Below are 24,386 nucleotides of genomic sequence, written 5' to 3'. Positions count from 1 at the left end.
ATTGGTGTGAGGATGCCTTTTAGTGCTTCCGAGGAGGCTTAATGACTCAACCGCCACGTTTTGGCCGGATTCCGCCAGACACCGCCCAATTGGTTGCGGGCTTAGCCCAAACCGTTGCTGGTCAAGTTGTCACTGCGTTGCCCAACCATGCTGGCCATGGCACGCGGGCCGCAGCAACCGAAATCATTTTGGGGATTGTGTTGCGCGACTGGCGCGAAAATGAAAACGTCTCTGGGCTATTGCCCGATGACGTGGCCGATTTACGTTCGTTTGTACAGCTGGCGGCAACCCTTGCTGGCAACGATCTTGAAAATCAGGGCGCACCGGTTTTTCGGGCGGTCTTGACCGGATTGATGGAAGATTGGCTCGCCAATTGGAACGCACCAGGCGATCCAGGCCCACCAGGTAAATACTAAGCACTCATGCTGGATAAAGCCCTCTTGATAGTTAAGGAGCATGCATGTCCTCTGAAACCATTTTGCCCCTGTTAGGCCGGATTGCCGCCTCGATTGGTTGGACACTCGTCAGTGTTTTGATTTTTTACGGTGGCGCGCGCCTTTACGATTTGCTTGATCCGATTGATTATCGGGAAGAGATTAAACGTGGCAATGTTGCGGCAGCAATTCAAATGGCTGCGGTAACAATTGCCTTGGCCGCAATTGTCATTATGGCAGTGGCAACCTAACATGGATACACAAACCCAACCATTTTGGCAACGCTTCGGCATCTATACGCTTAGTCTTGGCTTGGGTGGGGCTATTGCCAGTTTTCTATCGTTGTTGCTGGGCAATATCATTTTTGGCCGCTCTAGTCGCGTGCTTACTGGTGGCATGCCAGTATTTCTTGTGATTATGATGGTCATTGTTGGTATTGCAGCCTATTTTATCATCAAGCGCTGGATGAGTGGCTTTGCCAGCTTTTTAGCAATTGGTGGCTGGTTTTTGGCGCATTTTATCGTTAATGTTATCGCGATTGCTTTTTTCGATGCAGATATGTCGATTGTTTCCTATATCATCACCTGGTTGATGATGGGAGCGCTTGGCGCACTGATGTTCAGTAATTCAAGCTTTGCCAAAGCAATTGGCTTGGCTGGCGCAGGCACAGCAATCGGGGCTGGCATCTATGCTGCATCACGCAAAAACGAGGTGCTCAAGGCTTCTGGTTATGGCCGGCTTCCACCGTCAACGGTGATTTTGCTGACCCAACATGTGCGCTTTGCCAACGATGCAGTGAACCAACTACCGCCCAACACTCCAGCCAATTTTCGTAAGATTGCCGTCGAAGTCGTGCTTGATCGTGTGATTCGCGATTGGTGGTCGAACGAAAATACCGATGGATTAACGCCAACCGATGTCAATGATTTAGGCGCGTTTGTCCAACTAGCTTGGTTTGCAGCCCGTGGCCAAAGCCATATTCTGCAAGCAGAAGCGGTTTTTCGGGCCTGTCTGAGCGCATTGATGGATGATTGGTTTAATGCCTGGAATGCTGAAGGAGTTGAAGGCGCACCGCGCTGGCAATACAATTCATGAGCAATTTCATCCAAGATCCAACCTATCCCGCTGCTGGGCGACACCTACTTGCAAATTTAGGTGGCTGCTCAGCAGCAATCCTCAACGATCGCGCTTTGCTGCAAACGATTGTGATGCAAGCAGCAGCTGCGACCAACGCCACAGTGCTCGAAATTGTGGGCCATCAATTCACGCCCCAAGGTGTTACCATCGTGGCGGTGTTAGGCGAAAGCCATGCCTCGTTGCACACCTATCCTGAGCATGGAGCGGCCTTCTGGGATTGTTTTACCTGTGGTGATCAATGCCAACCTGAAGCTTCACTAGCGGTGCTCGTTGCTGCGCTGCATGCGACAAATGTCCATTCTCAGCTTATAGACCGTACTATCAGCGAAGTCACCCAAACAGCCCCCTCGACACTGGCTTAACGCTATGTCAAGATCATAGTATCCCTTAATGCCCAGCGATCTTGATTTTAGCGAGGAGCCGTCATGCGTACTCAATATCCTACCAATGAAGCCCAACGGCTTGCTGCCCTGCAAAGTTATGGTTTGCTGGCGCGCCCCTATATCCACGAGTTTGATGAATTAGTGCGTTTGGCTGCATTGTTTTGTGCTACGCCAATTGCAATTATCTCGTTGATCGACCATAAATATCAGTATGTTAAGGCGGCGTTTGGCAGCCAGCTCAAAACTATTCCGCGTAAATATTCATGTTGTGCCCAAACAATTATTGAGCGCGATCTCGTTGTCTATGATCAGGCAAGTTTGGCGCATAAGTTCGGCCATCATCCGCTTGTTCAGCAAGGCTTTCAGTTTTATGCTGGTATGCCGATTATTACTCAGCAAGGCTTTGCGCTTGGCTGTATTGCGGTGATCGATCATCAAGCACGCCAGCTTAGCGCCCAACAACTCGAGAGTTTGCAATTAATTGCGCGCCAGCTTAGCCATCAATTTGAGCTGTTTCGCCAAGTGCAACAGCTAACAACCTTGCCCCACGATGTCTTTCAATCAAATCTCACCAACGATCCGCAAGTGCCGAGTAAAACACCGTTGCTTGCCAAAATGAGCCAGCAATTGCACAAGCCAATTCAGACGATTATGACCGATAGTCAATTATTGGCTGAGCAATTGCTTGAGGCTGGGGTTGCCGAGTTGGAACCAACTGCGCATCACATTCAAGAAACCAGTGCCCAGCTGTTGGCATTAATCGACGATATGATCGATTTGGCCAAAATTGAGCATGGTCAACTTGCGGTGCATTCTGAAGAAGTGTGTTTGGGGCCGCTGATTGATCAATTGAATGTGATTGTCGGGCCGCTGATGGTGCGCAACCACAATTCGTTCCATGTGCAAATTGCCACCCGCCAATGTGTTTTCTGGAGCGATAATCGGCTGGTGCGCCAAATTTTAGTCAATGTGGTTGGCAATGCTGCTAAATTTACTCACGATGGCTCGGTACGAATCGAAGTGATGGAAGAAATGCGCAACGAGCAGCCATGTTTGGCCTTTCACGTGCTCGATACGGGCATTGGCATGACTCCCGAACAACAGGCGCTCTTATTTCAGGAGCCGTTACGCGCCAGCAAAAGTTTTAGCAATCAACCAAGCACTGGCTTGAGCCTAGCCATTAGCAAGCGTTTGGCGCTGTTGCTTGGCGGCGATATTACCTTCAGCAGTAACCCTGGCATTGGCAGTCATTTTACTGTCTACTTGCCGTTGAAAGCCAGCGCTGAGCTTCCTCAATCCTAAGCCGCCTAAAAGAAAAGCTTCCCTCACCCCCCAGCCCCATCTCCCACGAAAACGCGGGCGAGGGGGAGCTGCCGTGGATTTCCGACGAATTACGCAAGAACCACGGTGTTAAAGCCCCGCGCCCGCCGCGTGGGAGAGGGGTTGGGGGTGAGGGAAGCTGATTTATGCTATACTCGCAAGCGCTGCATCGATTTCGGCCCTCCGTTGCAGAGAAAATCTAGCCCTAGTTAATTGCAAAGAACAGTGTTGTTCATGGATGTTGCCATCAACATCCCCTTAGAAAGGAGTGATTTCGATGCGAGATAGTCAGTCTGTGTTTGCTGCTGCCAAAAGTGCCACAATGCAGGTGGTGCAGGCCGAGCCGTTGAACGCTGGAACGCCCTTGGATGAACTGGTTGATACCTATATTCAGCCAAATAGCCAATTTTTTGTGCGCACTCATGGCACGGTTCCAACGCTTGATTCTGAAACAACGAGCATTACAATTCACGGCTTAATTGACGAGCCATGGAGCATCAGCATTGGCGAAATTAAACAGCAATTGCCCTATGTTGAGCAAGTTGCAACCTTGCAGTGCGCTGGTAATCGCCGCCAAGAAATGCATGCCTACAAAGCGATTTATGGCGAATTGCCGTGGGGCGCGAATGGCCTTAGTACCGCGACATGGGGTGGCGCACCCTTGCGGGCCTTGCTTGAGCGCTGCGCCATTCAGCCTGCGGCCAAGCATTTGCTGGGTGTGAGCTACGATCAGGTGGAGCGCCATGGCCAAAGTTTTGGCTTTGGTGGCTCGATTCCGCTTGACGAGCCGATGATTGAGCATGCCTTATTGGCCTATACCATGAACGGCGAAGCCTTGCCAGCGCTGCATGGCGGCCCGTTGCGCTTAGTTATTCCTGGGATTGTAGGCGCGCGGAGCATCAAATGGTTGCGTTCGCTTGAATTCAGCGCTGAGCCATCACACAACTATTTTCAGCGACGGGCCTATCGTTTGGCCCAAAGCAGCGAGCCTGAAGCTTGGCACGAAGCTCCGATGTTGCACGAATTGCCAGTCAATGCAGTGGTTTGCCAACCAGCGCCAGAACAAGCTTTGGCTGCTGGGGTCATCACCCTTGCGGGGTATGCAATTACTGGCGGTCAAGCGCTGGTGGATCGTGTCGAAATTTCGCTAGATCAAGGCCAGCATTGGCAAACTGCTAGCTTGCTTGACGAGCCACAACTTGGCTGCTGGAGCCGCTGGCAAGCGAAACTAGAATTGGCTTCTGGCGAGTATGAGTGCTGGGTGCGCGCGACCGATACGCTTGGTCAGCAACAGCCTGATCAACCAGCGTGGAATGTCAAAGGCTATCATCACAATGCCATCCAACGCCTCCAACTAACAGTTCGCTAAGCCAACGATCATCGCTCGCACGAATGCCAGCGATGATCGCTAAAATTGCTGCTCTAAATGCGGTTAAATCAACCGAATTCCTATCAGCGCGTGGTACTATAGTTGCAGAAGCAAATCGAGCGTCATCACGGCTGTGTAGAAGACGCGACACGTAGGGCAACGAGGAAATCTTTCATGCACGAAACAACACTCGTGTCACGCTCGGCGCAAGGATTGCGCTGCGAGGTATGTCAATGGCGCTGTCTACTCGCTGATGGTGAATGGGGTCGTTGTGGTGTGCGCCAACGCCAAGATCAGGCAATTATTGCCCATAACCATGGTTTAGTTTCAGCAGCAACAATTGGCCCAGTTGAGGATTATGGCTTTCGCCATTTTTTTCCTGGCGCGAGCGTGTTTGCAATAGGTGGTTGGGGTACGTCGTTTCCTGCCCACCACGATGCTGCCTATCACGCGCATATTCCCGACGATCCCGCCAAACAACGCTCGATCGATCCTGAGCGAGTAGTGGGCTTTTCGCAAGAACGCATGACCAGAGGCGTGGTTTGGGCCTATAACGAGCCAACCATGAATTTTGAGCATGTGTTGGAAACTGCCCGCTTGGCACGCTCGACCAGCCGTATGACCGGCATGGTGACCAATGGTTTTTGGTCGAAACCAGCGATCGATCAGCTTGCGCCCTATATCGATGGACTGATGTTGACAGTCTATGGCTTGAGCGATGCCAGTTACAAAGCATTAACTGGGGTTGAGCAATGGCAAGGAATTTTTGCTGGAGCTGAGCATGCAGTCAAACGCTGGGGTTGTCATCTTGAAATAACCACGCCAATTGTGACGGGCGTAAATGATAGCACTGCCGAAATTGAAGGCATTGCGCGCTGGATCAAGCGCAAATTCAATGGCCTGATTCCTTGGCGGATTATTCCCAGCCGCGATGCCGATACCAATGCTGCAACTTCGGTGCGTAAAATGGCCCAAGGCTTGGACTTGCCGTTTGTCTATGGCGCGCAACCAACCGAAACCACCCGCTGCCCCAAATGCGAATGGGCAGTGATCGAGCGTTTCGAAGGCCAGCCACGGGTAGTTGGGGTTGAAGATAGCCATTGCGAAAACTGTGGCAGCGAAGTCTATATTCGCTCATCGCTCTTCAAACGCAATAAATTAAATGACTAAACGAGCTTAGGAGCTTGCCGATGCCTAAACAAGCAGCTGTCAGCGTCCACGACCCGTTAATTCTTTTGGCTCGGCAAGCGGTGAATTGCTTTATTCGCCAAGCAGAAATTGTGGCGGTGCCTGATCCGTTGCCCGTTGAGCAGCGCGAGCCATACGGCATCTATGTGAGTTTGATCAAGGCTGGCAAACTGCGTGGCTGTGTTGGCCATGTGCGCCCCAAACAGTCGTCGCTGGCCAAGGAAGTGATTTATACCGCGATTGCCGCCGCTGTGCACGACCCCCGATTTAGCCCAGTCAGTATTGATGAGCTTGAGCAGTTGAGCTATATCGTTGATGTGGTTGAACATTTGGCGTTGCTTAAAAACATTGATGCCCATGACCCAAAGGTTGCTGGTTTGCGCGTCGTACGCGGGCGCAATCAGGGTGTGGTGTTGCCCAACGCGAGCGGCATTACGACCTTTGAGCAACAACGCCAACTTGCTTATCAACGTGCTCAGCTTGCATTGGATACACCCGCAACCCTTGAACGCTTTCAGGTTAGGCGGATTATTGAGTTATCAGGTAATTATCAGCTAACTGTCAGCTAAGCAACGACTACTCTAATTTGCAGATTTGTCAAAGCAGCATATAATCTAGCAGCCATCATCGTACTAGGCCGCAGCTAAATCAGGTGGTGATCAACTTGCTCGGCAAAGGTCATGGGTCGGCCATGCTGAAACAGCTATTGTGCTGAGCCGCAGCAAGCAGCATACTTGAAACTACGCCTAGCGAAAAATTGACTTCTAAAATCGTGATTGATGGCATATCACTTGCATTGCACAACGCTGTGTGAAACAAAGCATAAACTCACTTGATACTTGAACTTTTTATTTGAGGAGCGCCTTGGTATGTTGACTGTCGTGTTCTGGGCATTTATGTTGCTCTGCTGTGCTATAGCTCCAGTGATCATCGGCTTGCGCAACTTTAGCGAACCAAGCGATGTGCAATTCGACGTAAATCAGGCCTCAAACCAATAAGTATGTCAATTGACCAAATACTCACAGCGGCGTATACTACTGCTATAACCCAATATCGCTGAATGAAGGACGCGGAAGAGTATCCCACTGGGATCGCCGACGAAGCAAATTACGGGTAGCCAACCCGTTGATGAATCTTTCAGGCTCCAACACCGTGTCTCGACAGCGCTCTGGAGAGCAAGCATTTACTTGCACCGATGGAGTAACTTGCAACGCAAGGAATCTCTCAGGTCAATGGACAGAGATCAGGCATTTTTTATGTCGCGATCTCTTTTTTTATTTAAGCGATGTGCTCATGTGGCGTTATATTGTTTCAGCCGCCGCCGATGGCGCAACCAATATGGCAATTGATCATGCGTTGGCGCTGCATGCCAATCAATCGGCCTACCCTACCCTGCGCATCTACCGTTGGCAGCCTGCCTGCCTCTCAATCGGCGCATTTCAGCCCTATAGCGATGTTAATGTAGCTGCCTGCGAGCAAGCCCAAATCGAGATTGTGCGCCGACCTACCGGCGGGCGCGCGATTTTACACGATGCTGAATTAACCTATTCCATTACCGCCCCCAACAGCAACCCATTGCTTGGGGGTCGTGTTTTAAGCACCTATCGTACAATCAGCCATGGCTTATTGGTTGGTTTGCGCCAATTGGTGAGCAGCATCGATTGGGCTAGCGGCGCAAGTGCTGCACCAAAATCTGCCGCTTGCTTCGATACGCCAAACGATTTTGAGCTGATTGTGGCTGGGCGCAAATTGGTTGGTAGCGCCCAAACTCGCACTCGTGGCGCAATGTTGCAACATGGCACGGTGCTGCTCCACGCCGATCACCAGCAATTAAGCAAGGTTTTACATCTGCCAGCTGAGCTTGATCCTATAGCGTTGGCCGAACGCTTGATTGCGCTTGACGAAGCAGCTCAACGGCCCATTAGCTTTGACGAGGCCCACCAAGCGATTGTTGCAGGCTTCGCGAGTGCCTTCAACATAACATTGCAACCAGACCAACTGACCGACCAAGAGCAGGCTACGGCTGAGCGTTTGCGCCACGAACGCTATAGCAACCCTGCATGGTTACAACGACGCTAAGTGATTTATGAGGTTTTTTGATGAAACAAACACCACTCAACGCTCGCCATCGCGCCCTTGGAGCCAGAATGGTCGAGTTTGGCGGCTGGGATATGCCAGTCCAATACGCCGGAATTATTGCTGAACATAAGGCGACCCGCGAAGGTGCTGGGCTGTTTGATATTAGCCATATGGCGCGCTTTTGGGTTACTGGCCCCGATAGCGAACGCTTCATCCAACTGATCGATACCTTTGATATTAGCAAAACTGCCATCGGTCAATCCGATTATGGGATTATGTGCTACGAAGATGGCGGGATTGTCGACGATATTTTTACCTACCACCTTGGCCCCGACGAATGGATGGTGGTGGCTAACGCTGGCAACGCCGAAAAAGATTGGGCTTGGCTCAATCAACATACTGCTGGCTACGATGTGGTGCTGACTGATCGCTCACAAGAATTGGCGATGATCGCTTTGCAAGGGCCAAAATCCGAAAGCCTGCTAGCGGGTTTGACTGATGCCGATGTAATCAATTTAGCTTTCCACGGCATCACTAAGGCCACAGTGGATGGCGTTGCTGGCTATATTTCGCGCACTGGCTACACTGGCGAAGATGGCTTCGAGTTGTTCTTGCCTGCTAGCGAGATCGAACGGATCTGGGATCGGTTATCGGAAGCTGGCGCTACGCCAATTGGCTTGGGCGCACGCGATAGCCTCCGTTTTGAGCCGGGTTTGGCGCTGTATGGCCATGAGATCGATCGCGATATTAATCCCTATGAAGCCAAATTGGGCTGGGTGGTAAAACTCGATAAAGGCCCATTTATCGGCTCGGAAGCCTTGCAAGATATTAAGGCCAATGGTGCTGCTCGGACGTTGATTGGCTTGGAAATGACTGGACGCGGGATTGCCCGCCAAGGCTACCCAGTTGTGGCGCTTGATGGCAGCGAATTGGGCGTGGTAACGACGGGCATGCCCAGCCCAAGCTTAGGCAAAAATCTGGCCTATGCCTTGGTCAAAGCTGGCAGCGTTAAAGTTGGCGCTGAAGTTGATGTCCTGATTCGCGATAAGCCAGTGCGCGCCAGCGTCGTCAAAACGCCATTCTACAAAGCACGCTACAAAAAATAGCTTGCTCTTGCATAAATAGCCGCTTTGGTTGATAGTAGCGCCCAACAATCTATGCTGATTGTGCTGTTTTGGCGTTATTGAAGGAGGACCACCACATGTCCAATGTACCAAGTGACTTGCTGTATACCAAAGAACACGAATGGGTGCGGATCGATGGCAACACAGCAACCGTTGGCATCAGCCATTTTGCCCAAAGCCAACTTGGTGATGTGGTATTTGTGGAATTGCCCGATGTTGGCAAGACGTTTGAAATCGGTGAATCGTTTGGCACGGTTGAATCAGTCAAGGCGGTTTCAGAAATTTACGCACCGCTTAGCGGCAGCGTGGCTGAAATTAACAACGCCGTGATCGACGCGCCAGAGTTGGTCAACGACGATCCGTATGGCGATGGCTGGTTGGCTAAATTTGAATTTACCAGCGAGCCAAGCGGTCTGCTGAGCGCCGCCGAATACGAACAATTTATCAAAGAAGAAGCAGATAAGTAGGGGTTAGGGATCAGGGGTCGGGGGTCGGGGATTGACCTTCCTCACCCCCAAACCCTTTTTCCTACCCACAAGGCGCGGGGTACCCCACGCCAAATAGCAACAAATTCGTAAACCATGGATTGCAAGGCTAAAGGTTTAGGTTTCATCCTTCATCCTTCATCCTTCATCCTTGTCAGAGGTTATATGAGTCACTACATTTCGATTACCGAGAGCGAACGCGCAGAGATGCTGAAGGCGATTGGCGTTGCCGATGTCGCTGATCTCTTTGTCGACGTTCCTGCTGATCTTCGGTTTCCAACGCTCGATCTGCCCGCCGCGCTTGCCGAAGGTGAAATGGCCCGCGAATTACGCCGCTTGAGCAGCAAAAACAGCGATGTGCTGAACTATAGCTGTTTCTTGGGTGCAGGAGCCTACAACCACTTTATTCCAGCCGCAGTCGATTCGTTGTTGCGTCGCTCGGAGTTCTACACCGCCTACACGCCCTACCAGCCCGAAATTTCGCAAGGCACCTTGCAAGCGATTTTTGAATATCAATCGCTGATGTGTGGCTTGTTGCAAATGGATGCCGCCAATGCTTCGCACTACGATGGAGCAACGGCCATGGCTGAAGGCGCAATTATGGCGATTAATGCAACTCGCAATCGACGCAAAATTGTGGTGGCTCCGTCGGTGCATCCGCAATATCGCGGCGTGTTGCGCAGCTATACCCAAGGCTTGGATGTAACGATCACTGGCGACGAAAATCCAGCTGCGAGCGTGGCTGATGCTGCGGCCTTGGTCGATAACGAAACTGCGGTGTTTATTGTGCAATCGCCTGATTTCTTGGGCGTGCTGCACGATTTGAAGCCGGTTGCCGAGCAAATTCACGCTGCTGGCGCACTCTTGTTGATGGTTACCAACCCAATTGCTTTGGGCTTGTTTCAAACTCCAGGGATGGTTGGCGCAGACATTGCGGTGATGGAAGGCCAGCCGTTGGGGATTCCGCTCAGCTTTGGCGGGCCATACGTTGGCGTATTTAGCTGCACCGAAAAGCTTTTGCGGCGCATGGCTGGGCGTTTGGTTGGCGTAACCACCGACCTCAACGGCCAATTAGGCTACGTGCTAACGTTGCAAACCCGCGAGCAACATATTCGCCGCGAAAAAGCGACCTCAAATATTTGTACCAACCAAGGCTTGATGGCGCTGGCAGCCACGATTTACACCTCGTTGATGGGCAAAACTGGCTTGCGCAAAGTTGCTGAGCTTTGCTATCAACGCGCTCATTACGCCGCCAAAGCAATTGGCCAACTTGATGGCTACGAAGTGCTTGAGCAAGGGCCATTCTTCCATGAATTTGTGGTGCGCTGTCCTCGGTCTGTGGCGGAAATTACCCAAGCCTTACACGCCCAAGGCATTATCGGCGGCTACGATGTAAGCAAGGATTATCCACACTTGGATAATGCAATGCTGATCTGTGTCACCGAGCAAAATACGAAAAACGATATCGACCACCTCGTCGCAGTGTTGGGAGGTTAAGCCAATGCATACCTACGAACCACCAATTTTTGAATTGAGCAGCCCCGGTAAAATTGGCGCAGCCCTGCCCGATGCTGGCGTGCCCGAAACCGAGTTACCAGCCCATTTGCTGCGCGACGACGATTTAGCAGGCTTGCCCGAGATTAGCGAAACCGAGGTGGTGCGCCACTTCACTCGCATCTCACAGCGCAACTTCTGCATCGACACGGGCATGTATCCGCTTGGCTCGTGTACGATGAAGTACAATCCTAAAATTCACGAAGAGGCAGCTCGCTTGCCGGGCTTTGCCTTCATTCACCCCTTGCAAGCAGAAGAAACCGTCCAAGGTGCGTTGCAATTGACCTATGAATTGCAAGATATTTTGGCCGAAATTTCGGGCTTTGATCAAGTTTGTTTGCAGCCAGCAGCTGGCGCGCAAGGCGAATTTGCGGGCATTTTGGTCTTCCGCGCTTATCACCTTGACCGTGGCGACGATCAGCGTGATGAAGTGTTGTGCCCCAATTCGGCCCACGGCACCAATCCAGCGACCGCCGCGATGGTTGGCTTCAAAGTGGTCGAAATTGCTACCGATAGTCGGGGCAATGTTGATTTGGCTGATCTGCGGGCCAAAGTTGGCCCACGCACCGCTGGCTTGATGTTGACCAACCCCAATACCTTGGGCTTGTTTGATGAAAACGTGCATGAAGTTGCCAAAATTGTGCATGAAGCTGGCGGCTTGATGTATGGCGACGGCGCGAATTTCAACGCGATTTTGGGTATCGTCAAGCCAGGCGATGTTGGCTTCGACTTTATGCACTACAACTTGCATAAAACCTTCACCACGCCTCACGGCGGCGGCGGCCCTGGCTGTGGTGCTGTTGGTTGTAAAGAATTCTTGGCCGATTATCTGCCAGGCCCAATCGTGGCGCTCAAAGATGGTCAATATACCCGCCACACGCCAGCCAAGAGCATTGGCCGCCTGAAAGCCTTCAAGGGCAACTTCGGCATGTTCGTGCGCGCCTACACATACATTCGCATGCTCGGCGCTGCTGGCTTGCGCTCGGTCAGCGAGCACGCCGTGTTGAACGCCAACTATCTGCGGGTCAATTTGGATAAAATTTATCCGGTGGCCTACGATCGCACTTGTATGCACGAAGTAGTGTTGCAAGGCAAAATCAAGGGCGCGCCAAGCGTGCACACCTTGGATATTGCCAAGCGCTTGATCGACTTTGGTTTTCACCCACCAACAGTCTATTTCCCAATCAGCGTGGCCGAATCGATTATGATCGAGCCAACCGAAACCGAATCAAAGCGCAACTTGGATGCCTTTATTGATGCAATGAAGCAAATTGCGCTTGAGGCGGTCGAAAACCCCGAGCTATTGCACGCAGCGCCAACGACCGCACCAGTCCGTCGGCTCGATGAAGCAACCGCTGCCCGCCGCCCAATCCTGAAATACGATCAAGCGGCAATCGCGGCGTTGCTCAGCAAATAAACCCCAAAATTTGGCTCTAGGCTATCGGAATTGTTTGATTATCTCCAAATTGTTCCGATAGCCTAGAGCCATGGCCACTATGTTCTATCTTCTCGGTTCGTTATGCTACCTCGTTAAACATTGCAACTAATTCTTCAATCGCTGTCTCGCTATGCAGCATGTCGGTTGAGCTGAGGGTCAATTGGGTTACTTCGGCAGCTCGCCTGCACATTGTTTGCTCAAAGGCGGCAATTGCTGCATGAATTGAGGGATGTTGCGAACTGGTTAGGCATTCTGCTAACTCAAGCGCATCTTGCAAGGCCATATTAACCCCTTCGCCTGCATAGGGCGGCATCACATGGGCGGCATCGCCGATGATCGTCAGGTTTGGTTGGGCTGACCATGCTTGATCAAGTGGGTAATAGTATTGCGGGCGGGGCACAAATGTCATTTCATCACCAGCAAAGAGCGCTTGCCAGTCAGCATCCCATTCTGCAAAGGCTTGTTTGAACCACGCTAAAACTGAATTTTTATTGCTAAAGTCGATTCCGCAGCTCTGAACCCATGATTCGGCTACTTTGCAGCCAGTATAAAAGGCTAAACTGCCATCGCCTTTGGCACTGAGAATTAACGATTGCTGCTTACCAAGCGCAAAGACTTTGCCGCCACCAACCAATTGATCAAGCGCAGGCGCATGTTTCGCTGCAGCATACAGATTGCCCTCAACAATCGTGATGCCTGAATAACATGGTTTGATTGAGCTGAGATATGGTCGAATCTGCGAACGAGCGCCATCAGCGCCAATCACTACATCGGCGCGAGCTGTGGTGCCGTTTTTAAATCGAAGCAACCAGCCTTTACCAGCAGGTTCCAGCGCTGCAAACTGCGAATCCCACACCACCGTATTCGGTTCCAGTGAATCGAGCAAGATTGTACGGAGCGGCCCGCGATCGATTTCTGGCCGTACTTCATGCTCATAGCCACTATCCCAATCGTAGCTAATTGCCAATTGTGGATCAACGATGCGTAATTTGCCTGCTTCTGGCCGATGATGAGCATAAAAAGCCTCAATCAAGCCAGCTTGGCGTAAGGCCGCCAAACCAGATTCTGCGTGCAAATCGAGGGTTGCGCCTTGAACCCGACTAGCGCTGCTGGTATCACGTTCGTAGACCTGAACCTTTACACCTTGTAATTGTAATAAACGCGCTAAAGTTAAACCGCCTGGGCCGCCACCAACAATTGCTACTGTTTTTTCAGCAAGCAACATCCCAACTCCTTGAGCAAGCAAAGCATGCAATCAATACCAAACCAAGCAGGCTTGGTTTACAATAAGGCCGAGGTATCAAGCATTGATAGTGCACTCGTCAGTACAAACATTCTCAACCTAACAGTGTTAGACTAACACTGTTAGGTTACTGGTTAAGTGTTGGTTTGTCAAGAGGTTAATCACGATTCCTATGCCAATTTCAAAAAGCCACATTGTTGCTATTGCGCTCGAAATGCTTAATCAGGCTGGGCTAGAGGGCGTAACGTTGCGGCGACTTGCCACCCAACTGAATGTAAAGGCAGCCTCGATTTACCACCATATTCCGAGTAAAGAACATCTGCTCGATGCAATGGCGGGCCAAATTCTCGCTCAAGGCTTTGCTGATTGGGATTTTACGAATGATCAGCGTGACTGGGCGGAGTGGCTCGATCTGTTGGCGCAGCAATTACGCCGCAGTTTGTTAGCTTATCGCGAAGGTGCGCGGGTGGTTGCTGGGGCGCATCCTGATGCTGCTGCTACCTTGGTGTTGCTGTGGGATTTAAGTGTGCGGGTTTTGGTTAATGCAGGCTTTGCCCTAAGTCAAACCATCGATATTACCTTGACCCTGATTAACTTTACCTTTGGCTGGGTGATTGAAGAACAAACCTCGCCGCCAAGCGCCCAAAATCCACATGCACCTGCCAACGACCTCTCGACGCTTAGCCAACATTCGTCACTTTTTGCCCAAGCTTTCAGCGAGTGGCTGAATCGCGATAATGATAGCCATTTTTCTGCTGGCGTTCGCATGATCATCAATGGCGTTGGCTTAGAAAAACCAGTTGTGTAGCTGATCCATGAAGGACACGAAGAAACACGAAAAGGCTTTTTGATTACCCTACTTCGTACCCTTCGTGTCCTTTGTGGATCTTATTGGTTGGCTTTGCACTCCAAGCGGGGCGCGGCTATAATGGCGCTTGAATCGGTGACTGGCGACACACAAACGTGGGTAACCACGGGGGAGCCGATTTGCGCAGATGCCGCTCGCCTGGGCAAAGGGTTTTTCGCCCTATGTACACCGCGAATGGAGCTTTGGTTCATGCGAGCTATTGTCAGTGTTTCAGACAAGTCGGGGTTGGCGGATTTTGCTCAGGGCTTGAGCGATTTGGGCATCGAATTATTTTCAACTGGCGGCACAAAATCGGCCTTGGTAAGTGCTGGCGTGCCAGTGCGCAGCGTCAGCGATTTGACTGGCTTTCCCGAAATTTTGGAAGGTCGGGTCAAAACCTTGCATCCTGGCGTGCACGCTGGAATTTTGGCGCGCCGCGATAAACCATCACACGTTGCCCAATTAGGCGAGCACCATATCGGCCTGATCGATTTGGTGGTCGTCAACCTCTATCCGTTTGCCCAAACCATTGCCAAGCCAGATGTGAGTTTGGAAGAAGCGGTCGAGCAAATTGACATTGGCGGCCCAACCATGGTGCGCGCTTCGGCCAAAAATCATGCCCATGTGCTGATCGTGATCGATCCTGCTGATTATCCACGCGTCTTGGAGGCCTTGCGCAACCAACAAATTACCCCCGAACTGCGTCGCCAATTGGCTGCCAAAGCTTTTGCCCACACAGCGGCCTACGATAGCGCGATTGCGGCCTACTTGACCGCTGAAACTTTCCCGCAACAATTGCCTTTGGCGTGGGAATTGGCTCAATCGCTGCGTTACGGCGAGAATCCGCATCAAGCAGCGGCTTTTTATCGCGCGCCGAATGCTGCCGCCAACACCTTGGCCCAATCGGTGCAACATCAGGGCAAAGAGCTTTCGTACAACAATTTGCTTGATGCAGACGCAACGTTGCAAGTGATTCAGAATTTCGATCAGCCAACCGTGGCGATCATCAAGCATACGAATCCATGTGGCCTTGCTTCGGCAGAGGATTTGGTGGCGGCGCATAAAGCAGCGCGGGCGGGCGATCCGATTTCGGCCTTTGGCGGCATTGTCGGGGTCAATCGTCCGGTTGATCAGGCTTTGGCGAATGTGCTGAAAAAATATTTTTACGAAGTGATTATTGCCCCAGCCTTCAGCCCTGAAGCCTTGGCAATTTTGGCCGAAAAGCCCAATTTGCGCTTGTTGAGCGTCGATACCAGCCGTTCGGCCAGCAACGATTGGGAATATCGCAGCATTGGCGGCGGTATTTTGGCCCAGCACGTTGATCGCGTTGGCAATGACGATTGGGATGCTTGGCGAGTTGTCACTGAAACTGTGCCCAGCGCCGACCAACTGGCCGCCTTGCAATTCGCTTGGAAGGCTTGTGCCAGCGTTAAATCGAATGCAATTGTGTTGGTGCAAGGCGAAGAATTGGTTGGCATGGGCGCTGGTCAGCCATCGCGGGTCGATTCGGTGTTGACCGCGATTCGCAAAGCTGGCGAGCGCGCTAAGGGCAGCGTGCTGGCTTCCGATGCCTTCTTCCCCAAAGCCGATGGCATTCAGGCAGCGATTGAGGCTGGCGTGAGCGCGATTGTGCAGCCTGGCGGCTCGCAAGGTGATGATGAAGTAATTGCTGCTGCCAACGCCGCAGGCATTGCGATGATCTTCACAGCGACGCGCCACTTCAAGCACTAAAATTAACGACAGGCCAGCGCTGGTCGGTTTGCGGCCTCGCTGGCCTCTTTTTAGCTGAAAGAAAGTGATGTTATGGTGGAACTAACCTACGATAGCCAAGGCCTGATTCCGGCGGTAGTGCAACACGCCCGTAGCGGTGAGGTCTTGATGGTTGGCTATATGAACGCTGAAGCGCTGGCCAAAACCCAAACCAGCGGCTTCGTGACCTTTTGGAGCCGTTCGCGTCAAGAATTATGGACCAAGGGCGAAACCAGCGGCAATGTATTAAAATTTATCGCGGCCCGTACCGATTGCGATAACGATGCTTTATTGATTTTGGCTGAGCCAAGCGGCCCAACATGCCACACTGGCGAACGCTCGTGCTTTCATACCACGCTTGATGGCACCAAACGCGAAAGTAGTGCTGTGCCGTTGGCCTTCGTCAGCCAATTGTTTGAATTTTTGCGTGAACGTGAGCAAACGAGGCCGATTGGCTCATACACCACCTACTTGCTGGAAAAAGGCGTTGATAAAATTGGCAAGAAAATCGGCGAGGAATCAGCCGAAGTCATTATTGCGGCCAAAAATGGCAATCCAGATGAACTGCGCAACGAAGCGAGCGATTTGATCTATCACTTGTTTGTGCTCTTGCTCAACCAAGGTGTTTCGCCAGAAGATGTGTGGTTTACCTTGCGCGAACGTCATGGCCGCCAACGTGAGGAAAAACAATAACTATGCCTAGTTTTCAACGTCCAGCAGATTTAGCTTCGGTCGACATTCTTGGGGTGCGCGTCGATGACGTAACCATGGATGAAACGATCGATTTGATTGCAGCAATGCTGGCTGCTGGTGGCGTGCATCAAATTGCCACGGTTAACCCTGAGTTTGTGATGGCGGCTCAAAGCAATGTGGCCTTTCGGGCGACCTTGGCGGCAACCAGCCTGTCGGTTCCCGATGGCACAGGGTTGTTGCATGCGGCGCGCTGGCAAGGCAAACAGCTGCGCGCCAAAGTAACTGGCATCGATTTGACTGAGCGCTTGGCTGCCGAAAGCGCCGAGCGCGGCTGGAAAATCTTTTTGCTGGGTGCTGCCGATGGCGTTGCCTCCAAAGCAGCGGCGGTGTTGCAAGCACGCTATCCCAAGTGCCAAATTGTCGGCACCTGGGCTGGCTCGCCGCGCGAACCAGATCAAGCAGCGATTGCTGCTGAAATTCGGCGCACTCAGCCAGAGATTGTGTTGGTGGCCTATGGCGCGCCAGCCCAAGATTTGTGGATTCGGCGCTATGGTGCGCCACTGGGCATTAAATTGGGAATTGGAGTTGGCGGCACGTTTGATGATCTGGCTGGCTTGCGTCCGCGCGCGCCGCAATGGATGCGTAAATTTGGGCTAGAATGGTTATGGCGATTAATTCGGCATCCACAGCGTTGGCGGCGAATCTTTACTGCTGTGGTGCTTTTTGGTTGGGCGGCTTGGCGCGAAGCTCAACGCATCAAACGAGGCTAAATCTATGCAAACAACCGTAGAAGAAGAGTTATTTTGTGTTAATCACCCCAAAGAGGCGACGCTCTTACGTTGCTCGAAATGTTTGAACCCAATTTGTGGCCGTTGCGCGGTGCGTACACCCGTTGGTTGGCGCTGCCCCGATTGCACTGGTGCGGTCGCTGGCCGCACTGGCTATTATGTGCCAACCTTGCTCAGCCAAGTTACCAAGCAACAATATTTGAAAACGATTGCTGCGATGCTTGGCGTGGCGATTCTTGGTGGGATTGCCTGGGGCCAATTTCGCTTGGTTGGTGGTTGGGGTGATTGGAGTTTTTGGTTTGTGTTTGCAATTAGCCTTGTAAGCGGCGAAGTCGTTGGCCGCCTCTCCAACGAGCGGCGCAATCCGCAACTGATGTGGATTGCAGGCGCAGGTGTGGTGCTGGCGGCAATCGTCGCGCTGCTTTGGACGTTGGGCGTGAGCAACGAAATTAACCCAAGCCAATGGACGCTCTATCTTGGCGAATCAATTTCGCGGCGTTACCTTGGCATAACCTTGCCGAATGGCTTTTTTGTGATGTTGGGAGCGCTCTTTGCTGCTCAACGAGTCCGCGAGTAACATGCATCAATTATCATTAATCACCTATCCTGAAGTCTTGGCAGTCGCCCGTTTGGATGTTGGCGAGCCATGGCCTGAATGGGCGATGCAAAGCCCATTTGTAAGTATAAGCCGCACCAGCGACGAGCTTTCGATCGTTTGTGAACGCCAGTTTGTGCCCGCAGCCGTGCAGGCCGAGCGCAATTGGCGTGGTTTGCGAGTGGCAGGCAGCTTAGATTTTAGTCAAGTCGGGATTTTGGCCAGTTTAGCAACGCCGCTAGCTCAAGCCCAGATCAGTATTTTTGTGCTATCAACCTACGATACCGATTATCTTTTGCTTCGCGAGCACGAATTTGGCGAAGCTGTGGCAGTCTTGACGGCGGCTGGACATACGATTAGCTGAACCGTGGAGCTGAAGGATTTGAGCTATGCCGACGACTGAGGCGTTGGTACGGGCACGCGCTGAGTTGGAATGTATTCAAGAGTTTGGCCAAGTTATTCATCGCACCCGCGATCGCTTTGTAATTTACGAAGCGTTTTATCATTTGCTGGAGCAGGTTGTGCCAATTGATCATGGTACGATCAGCTTTTTTGATCAGCAACAAGCCTTGCGCCATGTGTATGTAATTGCCCATCGGCGCGGCAGTTTTGCTGATGAGCCAGTTACGATCAAGCCGCATACGCCGAGCGCTTGGATTTTGCGCCATAAAAAACCGCTGCTCTTTGACGATATTTATAACGCCAGCCATAGCGACATCAACCTTGAGCATGCCTTGGGAGCTGATTTCCATCATGCCAGTTGTAGTTGGCTGGGCTTACCAATTACCCTTGGCAGCCAAGTTTTGGGCTTAGTCACGATTCAACATCACGAATTGGCGGCCTATGGCGAGCGTGAATTGCAGCTCTTGCAAACCCTCAGTTTAATGCTTGCTACCACAATTAATCAAATTCAGCGCATCGAAGAATTGGAAGTTTTGCGTTTAGCCCTGAGCGCCCCGACGATTCCAGTTGATCAACATTTATGGATTGTGCCCGTGATTGGGCGGGTTGATCAGCAGCGCCTCAGCATTCTGCAAACGATTCTTTTGGGCCATGTCGAACGCCAGCGCATTCGCTATGTCGTACTCGATTTAACTGGCATGCGCTCATTCGACCCGCAAGCAACGGGCCTGTTCAACAAATTGATTGGCGCTTTGCGCTTATTGGGTGCAACCTGCATTATTAGCGGGGTGCAAGCTGAAAATAGCGCAGTGCTTAGCCCGATTCTCAGCCAGCATAACGTGGTGGTTGTGCGCGATGTGCAGCAAAGTTTGCGCTATCTCAAGCGCCAAATTTGAGTGAGGTGTGTATGAGTGTGTATGAAGGGAGCCGTCATCATCAGCCGGTTGCCCAAACGATTGTGGCGATTCACGAATTGATTCGGGCAATTTTGCTGCCGCGCGATTTGGCTGATGTCTGTCGCACCATTTTTCAGCAATTGCATAACGTCTTGCAATTCGATGCTGGTTTTATCGAGCACTATCAGCCCAAAACCGATACCATGCAAACGATCTACTCGATTGATGGGGACATTGAGAAAACCGAGCCGTATACCTGGGATTATCGGCGCTCCAAAGTGGTGGCTTGGATTATTGCCAATCGCCAATTGATCCGTTTTGATGATTTGCATGAAGATTTGAGCAAACGATTCAGCATCGAAAACACCCGCAGTTTTGGCCAAGCAGAAAAACGCTCGCGGGCCTGGATGAGCGTGCCATTGCTAATTGGCGACGATTTTATTGGGGTTTTGAATATTCAAAGTTACCAAGCGGCCTTGTATGGCGAGTTTGAAGAAGCTTTGCTGACCACGGTTGCTAGCTCGGTGGCATTGGCTCTCGATAACGCCCAAGTGTTGGCTGAGCTAGAGCTTGAAGTGAGCGAGCTTGATATTCCACGCATCCCGCTTTCCGATGATGTGTTGATCGTGCCGTTAATTGGCGTGCTTGATCGCTTGCGTTGGGAACATCTGACCCAGACAATTCTCGAAACCTTGCGCGAGCGTGGTTGTGAGCATGTGTTGCTTGATGGCAGCGGCCTGCTGACCTTCGATCCCGATGCGATTCAAGCGATTAGTACGATTGTCAAAGCGATTGAACTGATTGGGGCCAAAAGCATGCTGATTGGCTTGCGCCCAAGCTTGATCGAAGGTCTGATTCGGGCTGGCATTCATCTCAAAAATATTCGCACCGCCCGCGATTTACCCATGGGCTTGGCAATGTTGGGCATTCGCTAAACTTTTAAGCGAACATAGATATAGCCCAAGCCCAGCCCAAGCACCAAGGTTCCAAGCCCAGTCCAGGTTGCGCCTGAGATGAGCGGCCAGTGCCAAGCATTGACCATAATGTTGCGCAATTGTCTCCACTGAAAAAATCCAATGCCTGCTGATGTGCCAGCAAAGATGCCAACGATACTCAAGAAATAGGTAGACAGCGTGAAGTCGAGGTTCAGCAGCGAGGCAATCAAGCCAATTAAGAGCATTGCGCCAAACATAGCAACAATTCCGCTCAGGGCACTGCCAAATATCCAGCGGCTGGCTGGCACTTGGTGATACAATACTGAACGTTGGATCATGCTGGCGATACTTATGGTTAAAAAGAGCGGAAAACTAAGCAAGAGAAAGATTGCGCCTGCTTCAGCCATGTCTAAGGTACGAGTATTAACGAAGTCCTGCAATCCATGGCGGAGCACCGTCGCTATGATCGACATAAGGCAACAGCCCAAGGGCATAATGCCGCAGCTGAGGCCAAACGCTAACGCGTTGTAGCCAACCCAACGCCGCCAACGCTCCGGCGCATTGATCGTGTTATCAACGGCGCTTGGCACATGATAGCTTGGTTGAGCGTCGTAGCGTGGTTGCATTTGCTGCTGCTCATCGGCTAGGTTTGGTGGTTCTTCATGCATCTGCTGTTCCTTAAGAGCCGTTCAATGGTTGTAACCATCGCATGAGCCATACACCGATGATCAATGTGCCTAAAGTTGTCCACGTAAGCACTGTGACAAGCGCCCAATGCCATGCATTATCAAGGCTTGAACGGAGTTTCATTGCTTGAATGATGCCAATAGCACTTGAAGTTGCACCAAAAACCAAACCTGTGAGCAGAATATCATTTGCACCCAAGAAAAGGCTACTTATCGCGGTAAGGGTAAATGTAAGCGTGCCAACAATTGCGCTATGGAAACTCCAAGTTACCCGCTTGACTGCATGCTTGATGAACACTGCTTGTACGCTGCTTATGTTATAGATCGTTACAAAAACTGCGCCACAAAGTATCCCGATCAATCCCGAATTTAATAGCTGAAGGTTGGGACTATTGATGATTGAATCAGTGAGATAGCCAAATAAAAATATACCAACAACCATTAATCCCAAACAGAGCATGCAGCCAAGGCAAAATGCCAAGCATTGAATGCCAACCCAGCCTCGCCAGCGGCCTGGCCGATTGTAGGCTGCTATCCGCATGGTTGGAATCTGATAGGCTTGCGGTAGATTGGGTTCTGTTGTTGTGGGCTTAATTGCTCCAATTGGCGATTGACCTTCTTCATACATCTGCTGCCCCTTCAAATAGTCTCGCTTATCAATTCAACCTAGACCTTAATTCCCTGTGTTGATAAGCGACGATCAATCGATCGTTTGAATTGCCAAGGATATTTCGAGGGTTTGGGCTTCGGTTGGATAGCCAGGAATTATCTCATCAAACACGAAAAGCATTTCAATAACTGCATCGATCTGTTGCTTATTGGGTGTGAGGTTTTTGAAGCTAATTGAACTAATATTGACGGAATTATGCCCATAACAAAGATAGATCGATGCGTCGATATACCCATCATCGGGATTAAATGGGAAGTTGAATGTTCGATCTGGCAGATCATCAAGTGTTGGTGACAGGGCGATTCCATCAGCCCGAATTGAAGTTTGAACACACTCACCATTTAGAATAAATGGTTTAATCTCGATTTCAATATCGCTGCTTGCCTCGGAAAAATACAAAATTCCCGCTTGATATTCAAAGCGGGTAACTGTAAATTCGTCGGTAAAATCGGGAGTTCCCGCGTCGAGGCAGGGACTTGGAGCTTTGGTGCGCTCGATGCCATTGGCAAAATCATTAAAAAGCTCTTCTAACCAAGGAGTGTCTGCCACTGCACCAGCCTCATAAAGCATGCGTAAAACTACCATATCTTTCGCTGGTTGGGCAGCTTGCACAAACGAAGTGCGCCCGTTGCTGCGAAGGCCGTTAACGTCAAATCCTGCGCCAATTGCCGAGCGAATTGTTGCATAATCTTGGAACAAAATCGCATGACAGAATGCATCTGCGGAAATGATCATTGAATTCTCCAATCTAGCAACAAATCCATGGGCTTGGCGATGTTGGGCATTCGCTAATTAGCGAAGGTTATTGATAATTATGCCCATTCCAAGCCCGACAATGAGCGTACCCATGCCAGTCCAGGTTGCGATTGCGATTAGTGGCCAGTGCCACGCATGGATGAGGATGGTGCGTAGTTGCCTCCATTGAAAGTAACTAATGCCCGTTGAAATTATCAGGAACATGGTAAAAACGATCCATAGATAATTTATCGATGGAGGTGTGTCTGAGCGTTGCATAATCGATATGATAATCACGGATACTACCAAAAATGCTGCGCCAAGCCCACTTACTGCACTCTCTGCAACCCATGATTTAACCGCTACTTGCTGATACAAGGCTGCCCATTGAATGATACTGGCAACGCCGATGCTCAGAAAGAGCGGGAAACCGAGCAATATAGCAATCGCTTGCACGCCTGCCACATTAAACGAGAGCTTCTCGACAAATTGCTGTAATCCGTTGCGTACTGTATCTGAAATAAGCGCCATTACAAACGTGCCTAAGAGCATACTCATGCAACCTATGCTAAACGCTAAAACGTTGTAGCCAACCCAACGTCGCCACCGCTTGGGTGCATTGATCGTGTTATCAACGGCGATTGGCACACGATAGCTTGGTTGCGTTTGCTGCTGTGTGTAATCATATTGGTTCGGTAGTGGTTCAGACATCTGATGCTCCTGCGGCTAGCCTTCGAATAATGCTCTCAGGGTGTGGATGAAGATACAGAGAATTGGCACGATGATACAGCTGGCCATAATTGCTAAAATGAAATAGCCAAGCCCACAGCCCCAGCGTTTAACGTGCTGGCCTCGCTGATTAGGGATTGCGGGCACAAAATAACCGAGTTGCGGATCGTTGTTGGGTTTGGGTCGCTGATTATAGGGATATGGATGGCGACCATACTCGCGATAATTTGGCGGCGCTTGATCGCTGGTTGGGCTTGCTGTTGGATCTTCGCTCATCGCTTGCTCATCGCTTGCTCCTAGCGGCCTACTATAGAGCCAATTCCTATTCCCAGAACGAACGTGCCGATGCCTGTCCAGATGGTGATGCTGACGACTACCCATTGCCATGCATGATCGACTATTTTGCGTAGTTCAAGCCATTGTACCCAGCTAATGATACTGGAAGCAAGCACAAAACCCTGAAACATAAAGCCGACATAATTGTCAAGCGCTGGAAATTTTATTGGCAGCTGATCATGGAGCCAAGCAAGCAAGGCAAGTGTGCCAATAATTGTGCTGTAGTTAACCCAAGTACTACGTTTAATCCCTTCTTCCATTGTTGCCCACTGAAGTAGCGTGACGAGATAGATGGTTATAAATGTAGGAATACCCACGACAATGATAAAGATTAACCCATCCGACATGGGTGCTTGGCCAGCAGCACCCGAATCTTTGAGTGTTCCAAAAATGAGCATACAACCAGCAACCAAGCTTGGAAATAGGATGCAGCTTAGCCCAAAGCCAAAACAATTGATCGCAATCCACTGCATCCAATGATTTGGTTGAACAGTATCCGCTGGCTGAGCCGTTGGCACATGATAATTAGGTTTATTTGATGTAATTGGTTCTGGTTCTTCGCTCATCGGCT

At 50.9% G+C, this 24,386-nt stretch carries 29 protein-coding genes and 2 riboswitches; of the genes, 22 read left to right on the top strand and 7 right to left on the bottom strand.

Going from position 1 to position 24,386, the window contains the following annotated elements; genetic code table 11:
• Nucleotides 1–41: 41 nt before the first annotated feature.
• The 14 genes from JOD20_RS05210 (at nt 42) to gcvPB (ending at nt 12,490) form a co-directional block, all read left to right on the top strand.
• Nucleotides 42–416, top strand: a complete 375-nt coding sequence (locus tag JOD20_RS05210; RefSeq protein ID WP_054534191.1) for a hypothetical protein — start codon at nt 42–44, stop codon at nt 414–416.
• 44 nt (nt 417–460) lie between these two features.
• Nucleotides 461–685: a DUF350 domain-containing protein gene (locus JOD20_RS05205; protein WP_201783484.1), complete on the top strand. Its 225-nt coding sequence runs from the start codon at nt 461–463 to the stop codon at nt 683–685.
• A gap of 1 nt (nt 686) precedes the next feature.
• The gene (locus tag JOD20_RS05200; protein WP_204754248.1) at nt 687–1,529 is read left to right on the top strand and encodes a hypothetical protein; all 843 of its coding nucleotides are present in this window, start codon (nt 687–689) and stop codon (nt 1,527–1,529) included.
• Nucleotides 1,526–1,933, top strand: coding sequence for an adenosylmethionine decarboxylase (speD, locus tag JOD20_RS05195; RefSeq protein ID WP_204754247.1), 408 nt, complete (start codon nt 1,526–1,528; stop codon nt 1,931–1,933). The genes JOD20_RS05200 and speD overlap by 4 nt, the downstream gene beginning before the upstream one ends.
• A gap of 63 nt (nt 1,934–1,996) precedes the next feature.
• Nucleotides 1,997–3,256, top strand: a complete 1,260-nt coding sequence (locus JOD20_RS05190) for a GAF domain-containing sensor histidine kinase (protein WP_204754246.1) — start codon at nt 1,997–1,999, stop codon at nt 3,254–3,256.
• Between the two features lie 295 nt (nt 3,257–3,551).
• Nucleotides 3,552–4,643, top strand: coding sequence for a sulfite oxidase (locus tag JOD20_RS05185; protein ID WP_204754245.1), 1,092 nt, complete (start codon nt 3,552–3,554; stop codon nt 4,641–4,643).
• Nucleotides 4,644–4,817: 174 nt separating this feature from the next.
• Nucleotides 4,818–5,813 carry a radical SAM protein gene (locus JOD20_RS05180; RefSeq protein WP_204754244.1) on the top strand — a complete coding sequence of 332 codons (996 nt, stop codon included), beginning with the start codon at nt 4,818–4,820 and terminating at the stop codon, nt 5,811–5,813.
• 20 nt (nt 5,814–5,833) lie between these two features.
• A complete protein-coding gene (locus JOD20_RS05175; RefSeq protein WP_204754243.1) occupies nt 5,834–6,400 on the top strand; it encodes an AMMECR1 domain-containing protein in 567 nt (188 codons plus the stop codon).
• A 300-nt stretch (nt 6,401–6,700) separates the two neighbouring features.
• Nucleotides 6,701–6,829: a hypothetical protein gene (locus JOD20_RS26680; protein WP_269083552.1), complete on the top strand. Its 129-nt coding sequence runs from the start codon at nt 6,701–6,703 to the stop codon at nt 6,827–6,829.
• Between the two features lie 160 nt (nt 6,830–6,989).
• A riboswitch (glycine riboswitch) is annotated at nt 6,990–7,081 on the top strand.
• Between the two features lie 43 nt (nt 7,082–7,124).
• Entirely contained in the window at nt 7,125–7,910 is a 786-nt protein-coding gene (locus JOD20_RS05170; protein ID WP_204754242.1) for a lipoate--protein ligase family protein, read from the top strand.
• Nucleotides 7,911–7,930: 20 nt separating this feature from the next.
• The gene (gene gcvT / locus JOD20_RS05165) at nt 7,931–9,016 is read left to right on the top strand and encodes a glycine cleavage system aminomethyltransferase GcvT (protein WP_204754241.1); all 1,086 of its coding nucleotides are present in this window, start codon (nt 7,931–7,933) and stop codon (nt 9,014–9,016) included.
• Nucleotides 9,017–9,111: 95 nt separating this feature from the next.
• Entirely contained in the window at nt 9,112–9,501 is a 390-nt protein-coding gene (gene gcvH, locus JOD20_RS05160) for a glycine cleavage system protein GcvH (protein ID WP_204754240.1), read from the top strand.
• A 183-nt stretch (nt 9,502–9,684) separates the two neighbouring features.
• On the top strand, nt 9,685–11,016 hold the full coding sequence (gcvPA, locus tag JOD20_RS05155) for an aminomethyl-transferring glycine dehydrogenase subunit GcvPA (RefSeq protein WP_204754239.1): 1,332 nt from the start codon (nt 9,685–9,687) through the stop codon (nt 11,014–11,016).
• A 4-nt stretch (nt 11,017–11,020) separates the two neighbouring features.
• Nucleotides 11,021–12,490, top strand: a complete 1,470-nt coding sequence (gcvPB, locus tag JOD20_RS05150) for an aminomethyl-transferring glycine dehydrogenase subunit GcvPB (protein WP_204754238.1) — start codon at nt 11,021–11,023, stop codon at nt 12,488–12,490.
• Between the two features lie 100 nt (nt 12,491–12,590).
• On the opposite strand, the gene JOD20_RS05145 is transcribed toward gcvPB, so the two are convergent.
• A complete protein-coding gene (locus JOD20_RS05145) occupies nt 12,591–13,736 on the bottom strand; it encodes an FAD-dependent oxidoreductase (RefSeq protein ID WP_204754237.1) in 1,146 nt (381 codons plus the stop codon).
• Between the two features lie 190 nt (nt 13,737–13,926).
• On the opposite strand from JOD20_RS05145, the gene JOD20_RS05140 reads away from it, so the two are divergent.
• From JOD20_RS05140 to JOD20_RS05105, 8 genes are all read left to right on the top strand, one after another.
• Nucleotides 13,927–14,562, top strand: coding sequence for a TetR/AcrR family transcriptional regulator C-terminal domain-containing protein (locus JOD20_RS05140; protein WP_204754236.1), 636 nt, complete (start codon nt 13,927–13,929; stop codon nt 14,560–14,562).
• A 125-nt stretch (nt 14,563–14,687) separates the two neighbouring features.
• Nucleotides 14,688–14,773, top strand: a riboswitch (ZMP/ZTP riboswitch).
• 38 nt (nt 14,774–14,811) lie between these two features.
• The gene (purH, locus tag JOD20_RS05135) at nt 14,812–16,332 is read left to right on the top strand and encodes a bifunctional phosphoribosylaminoimidazolecarboxamide formyltransferase/IMP cyclohydrolase (protein WP_204754235.1); all 1,521 of its coding nucleotides are present in this window, start codon (nt 14,812–14,814) and stop codon (nt 16,330–16,332) included.
• 72 nt (nt 16,333–16,404) lie between these two features.
• Nucleotides 16,405–17,043 carry a bifunctional phosphoribosyl-AMP cyclohydrolase/phosphoribosyl-ATP diphosphatase HisIE gene (hisIE, locus tag JOD20_RS05130; RefSeq protein ID WP_204754234.1) on the top strand — a complete coding sequence of 213 codons (639 nt, stop codon included), beginning with the start codon at nt 16,405–16,407 and terminating at the stop codon, nt 17,041–17,043.
• Between the two features lie 2 nt (nt 17,044–17,045).
• A complete protein-coding gene (locus JOD20_RS05125; protein WP_204754233.1) occupies nt 17,046–17,813 on the top strand; it encodes a WecB/TagA/CpsF family glycosyltransferase in 768 nt (255 codons plus the stop codon).
• A 4-nt stretch (nt 17,814–17,817) separates the two neighbouring features.
• On the top strand, nt 17,818–18,408 hold the full coding sequence (locus JOD20_RS05120) for a B-box zinc finger protein (protein WP_204754232.1): 591 nt from the start codon (nt 17,818–17,820) through the stop codon (nt 18,406–18,408).
• A 1-nt stretch (nt 18,409) separates the two neighbouring features.
• Nucleotides 18,410–18,790 carry an ACT domain-containing protein gene (locus tag JOD20_RS05115; RefSeq protein WP_204754231.1) on the top strand — a complete coding sequence of 127 codons (381 nt, stop codon included), beginning with the start codon at nt 18,410–18,412 and terminating at the stop codon, nt 18,788–18,790.
• A 25-nt stretch (nt 18,791–18,815) separates the two neighbouring features.
• Nucleotides 18,816–19,724 carry a GAF domain-containing protein gene (locus JOD20_RS05110; RefSeq protein WP_204754230.1) on the top strand — a complete coding sequence of 303 codons (909 nt, stop codon included), beginning with the start codon at nt 18,816–18,818 and terminating at the stop codon, nt 19,722–19,724.
• Nucleotides 19,725–19,735: 11 nt separating this feature from the next.
• Nucleotides 19,736–20,659: a GAF domain-containing protein gene (locus JOD20_RS05105; RefSeq protein WP_204754229.1), complete on the top strand. Its 924-nt coding sequence runs from the start codon at nt 19,736–19,738 to the stop codon at nt 20,657–20,659.
• On the opposite strand, the gene JOD20_RS05100 is transcribed toward JOD20_RS05105, so the two are convergent.
• The 6 genes from JOD20_RS05100 to JOD20_RS05075 form a co-directional block, all read right to left on the bottom strand.
• Nucleotides 20,656–21,327 carry a hypothetical protein gene (locus JOD20_RS05100; protein WP_204754228.1) on the bottom strand — a complete coding sequence of 224 codons (672 nt, stop codon included), beginning with the start codon at nt 21,325–21,327 and terminating at the stop codon, nt 20,656–20,658. The two genes, JOD20_RS05105 and JOD20_RS05100, sit on opposite strands and share 4 nt — an antisense overlap.
• Nucleotides 21,328–21,337: 10 nt before the next feature.
• A complete protein-coding gene (locus tag JOD20_RS05095; protein WP_204754227.1) occupies nt 21,338–21,973 on the bottom strand; it encodes a hypothetical protein in 636 nt (211 codons plus the stop codon).
• Nucleotides 21,974–22,045: 72 nt separating this feature from the next.
• Nucleotides 22,046–22,750: a hypothetical protein gene (locus JOD20_RS05090; protein WP_204754226.1), complete on the bottom strand. Its 705-nt coding sequence runs from the start codon at nt 22,748–22,750 to the stop codon at nt 22,046–22,048.
• A gap of 57 nt (nt 22,751–22,807) precedes the next feature.
• On the bottom strand, nt 22,808–23,308 hold the full coding sequence (locus tag JOD20_RS05085) for a hypothetical protein (protein ID WP_204754225.1): 501 nt from the start codon (nt 23,306–23,308) through the stop codon (nt 22,808–22,810).
• Between the two features lie 168 nt (nt 23,309–23,476).
• Entirely contained in the window at nt 23,477–23,755 is a 279-nt protein-coding gene (locus tag JOD20_RS05080; protein ID WP_204754224.1) for a hypothetical protein, read from the bottom strand.
• A gap of 20 nt (nt 23,756–23,775) precedes the next feature.
• Entirely contained in the window at nt 23,776–24,381 is a 606-nt protein-coding gene (locus tag JOD20_RS05075; protein WP_204754223.1) for a hypothetical protein, read from the bottom strand.
• Between the last annotated feature and the right edge of the window lie 5 nt (nt 24,382–24,386).

Origin of the sequence: Herpetosiphon giganteus (genome assembly GCF_016907925.1) — a bacterium.
Lineage (GTDB): Bacteria > Chloroflexota > Chloroflexia > Chloroflexales > Herpetosiphonaceae > Herpetosiphon > Herpetosiphon giganteus.
This window is presented reverse-complemented; position numbering and strand designations above follow the sequence as displayed.

Bases quoted from the DNA above. Each gene is read 5' to 3' on its own strand.
- JOD20_RS05140 (WP_204754236.1), top strand. From the start codon at position 13,927: ATGCCAATTTCAAAAAGCCACATTGTTGCTATTGCGCTCGAAATGCTT.
- JOD20_RS05170 (WP_204754242.1), top strand. From the start codon at position 7,125: ATGTGGCGTTATATTGTTTCAGCCGCCGCCGATGGCGCAACCAATATG.
- purH (WP_204754235.1), top strand. From the start codon at position 14,812: ATGCGAGCTATTGTCAGTGTTTCAGACAAGTCGGGGTTGGCGGATTTT.
- JOD20_RS05175 (WP_204754243.1), top strand. From the start codon at position 5,834: ATGCCTAAACAAGCAGCTGTCAGCGTCCACGACCCGTTAATTCTTTTG.
- JOD20_RS05100 (WP_204754228.1), bottom strand. From the start codon at position 21,327: ATGCATGAAGAACCACCAAACCTAGCCGATGAGCAGCAGCAAATGCAA.
- JOD20_RS05120 (WP_204754232.1), top strand. From the start codon at position 17,818: ATGCAAACAACCGTAGAAGAAGAGTTATTTTGTGTTAATCACCCCAAA.
- JOD20_RS05095 (WP_204754227.1), bottom strand. From the start codon at position 21,973: ATGTATGAAGAAGGTCAATCGCCAATTGGAGCAATTAAGCCCACAACA.
- hisIE (WP_204754234.1), top strand. From the start codon at position 16,405: ATGGTGGAACTAACCTACGATAGCCAAGGCCTGATTCCGGCGGTAGTG.
- JOD20_RS26680 (WP_269083552.1), top strand. From the start codon at position 6,701: ATGTTGACTGTCGTGTTCTGGGCATTTATGTTGCTCTGCTGTGCTATA.
- JOD20_RS05200 (WP_204754248.1), top strand. From the start codon at position 687: ATGGATACACAAACCCAACCATTTTGGCAACGCTTCGGCATCTATACG.
- JOD20_RS05180 (WP_204754244.1), top strand. From the start codon at position 4,818: ATGCACGAAACAACACTCGTGTCACGCTCGGCGCAAGGATTGCGCTGC.
- JOD20_RS05115 (WP_204754231.1), top strand. From the start codon at position 18,410: ATGCATCAATTATCATTAATCACCTATCCTGAAGTCTTGGCAGTCGCC.
- JOD20_RS05110 (WP_204754230.1), top strand. From the start codon at position 18,816: ATGCCGACGACTGAGGCGTTGGTACGGGCACGCGCTGAGTTGGAATGT.
- JOD20_RS05080 (WP_204754224.1), bottom strand. From the start codon at position 23,755: ATGAGCGAAGATCCAACAGCAAGCCCAACCAGCGATCAAGCGCCGCCA.
- JOD20_RS05075 (WP_204754223.1), bottom strand. From the start codon at position 24,381: ATGAGCGAAGAACCAGAACCAATTACATCAAATAAACCTAATTATCAT.
- JOD20_RS05145 (WP_204754237.1), bottom strand. From the start codon at position 13,736: ATGTTGCTTGCTGAAAAAACAGTAGCAATTGTTGGTGGCGGCCCAGGC.
- JOD20_RS05105 (WP_204754229.1), top strand. From the start codon at position 19,736: ATGAGTGTGTATGAAGGGAGCCGTCATCATCAGCCGGTTGCCCAAACG.
- JOD20_RS05085 (WP_204754225.1), bottom strand. From the start codon at position 23,308: ATGAGTATGCTCTTAGGCACGTTTGTAATGGCGCTTATTTCAGATACA.
- JOD20_RS05205 (WP_201783484.1), top strand. From the start codon at position 461: ATGTCCTCTGAAACCATTTTGCCCCTGTTAGGCCGGATTGCCGCCTCG.
- JOD20_RS05190 (WP_204754246.1), top strand. From the start codon at position 1,997: ATGCGTACTCAATATCCTACCAATGAAGCCCAACGGCTTGCTGCCCTG.
- gcvH (WP_204754240.1), top strand. From the start codon at position 9,112: ATGTCCAATGTACCAAGTGACTTGCTGTATACCAAAGAACACGAATGG.
- JOD20_RS05210 (WP_054534191.1), top strand. From the start codon at position 42: ATGACTCAACCGCCACGTTTTGGCCGGATTCCGCCAGACACCGCCCAA.
- JOD20_RS05185 (WP_204754245.1), top strand. From the start codon at position 3,552: ATGCGAGATAGTCAGTCTGTGTTTGCTGCTGCCAAAAGTGCCACAATG.
- speD (WP_204754247.1), top strand. From the start codon at position 1,526: ATGAGCAATTTCATCCAAGATCCAACCTATCCCGCTGCTGGGCGACAC.
- JOD20_RS05125 (WP_204754233.1), top strand. From the start codon at position 17,046: ATGCCTAGTTTTCAACGTCCAGCAGATTTAGCTTCGGTCGACATTCTT.
- gcvPB (WP_204754238.1), top strand. From the start codon at position 11,021: ATGCATACCTACGAACCACCAATTTTTGAATTGAGCAGCCCCGGTAAA.
- gcvPA (WP_204754239.1), top strand. From the start codon at position 9,685: ATGAGTCACTACATTTCGATTACCGAGAGCGAACGCGCAGAGATGCTG.
- JOD20_RS05090 (WP_204754226.1), bottom strand. From the start codon at position 22,750: ATGATCATTTCCGCAGATGCATTCTGTCATGCGATTTTGTTCCAAGAT.
- gcvT (WP_204754241.1), top strand. From the start codon at position 7,931: ATGAAACAAACACCACTCAACGCTCGCCATCGCGCCCTTGGAGCCAGA.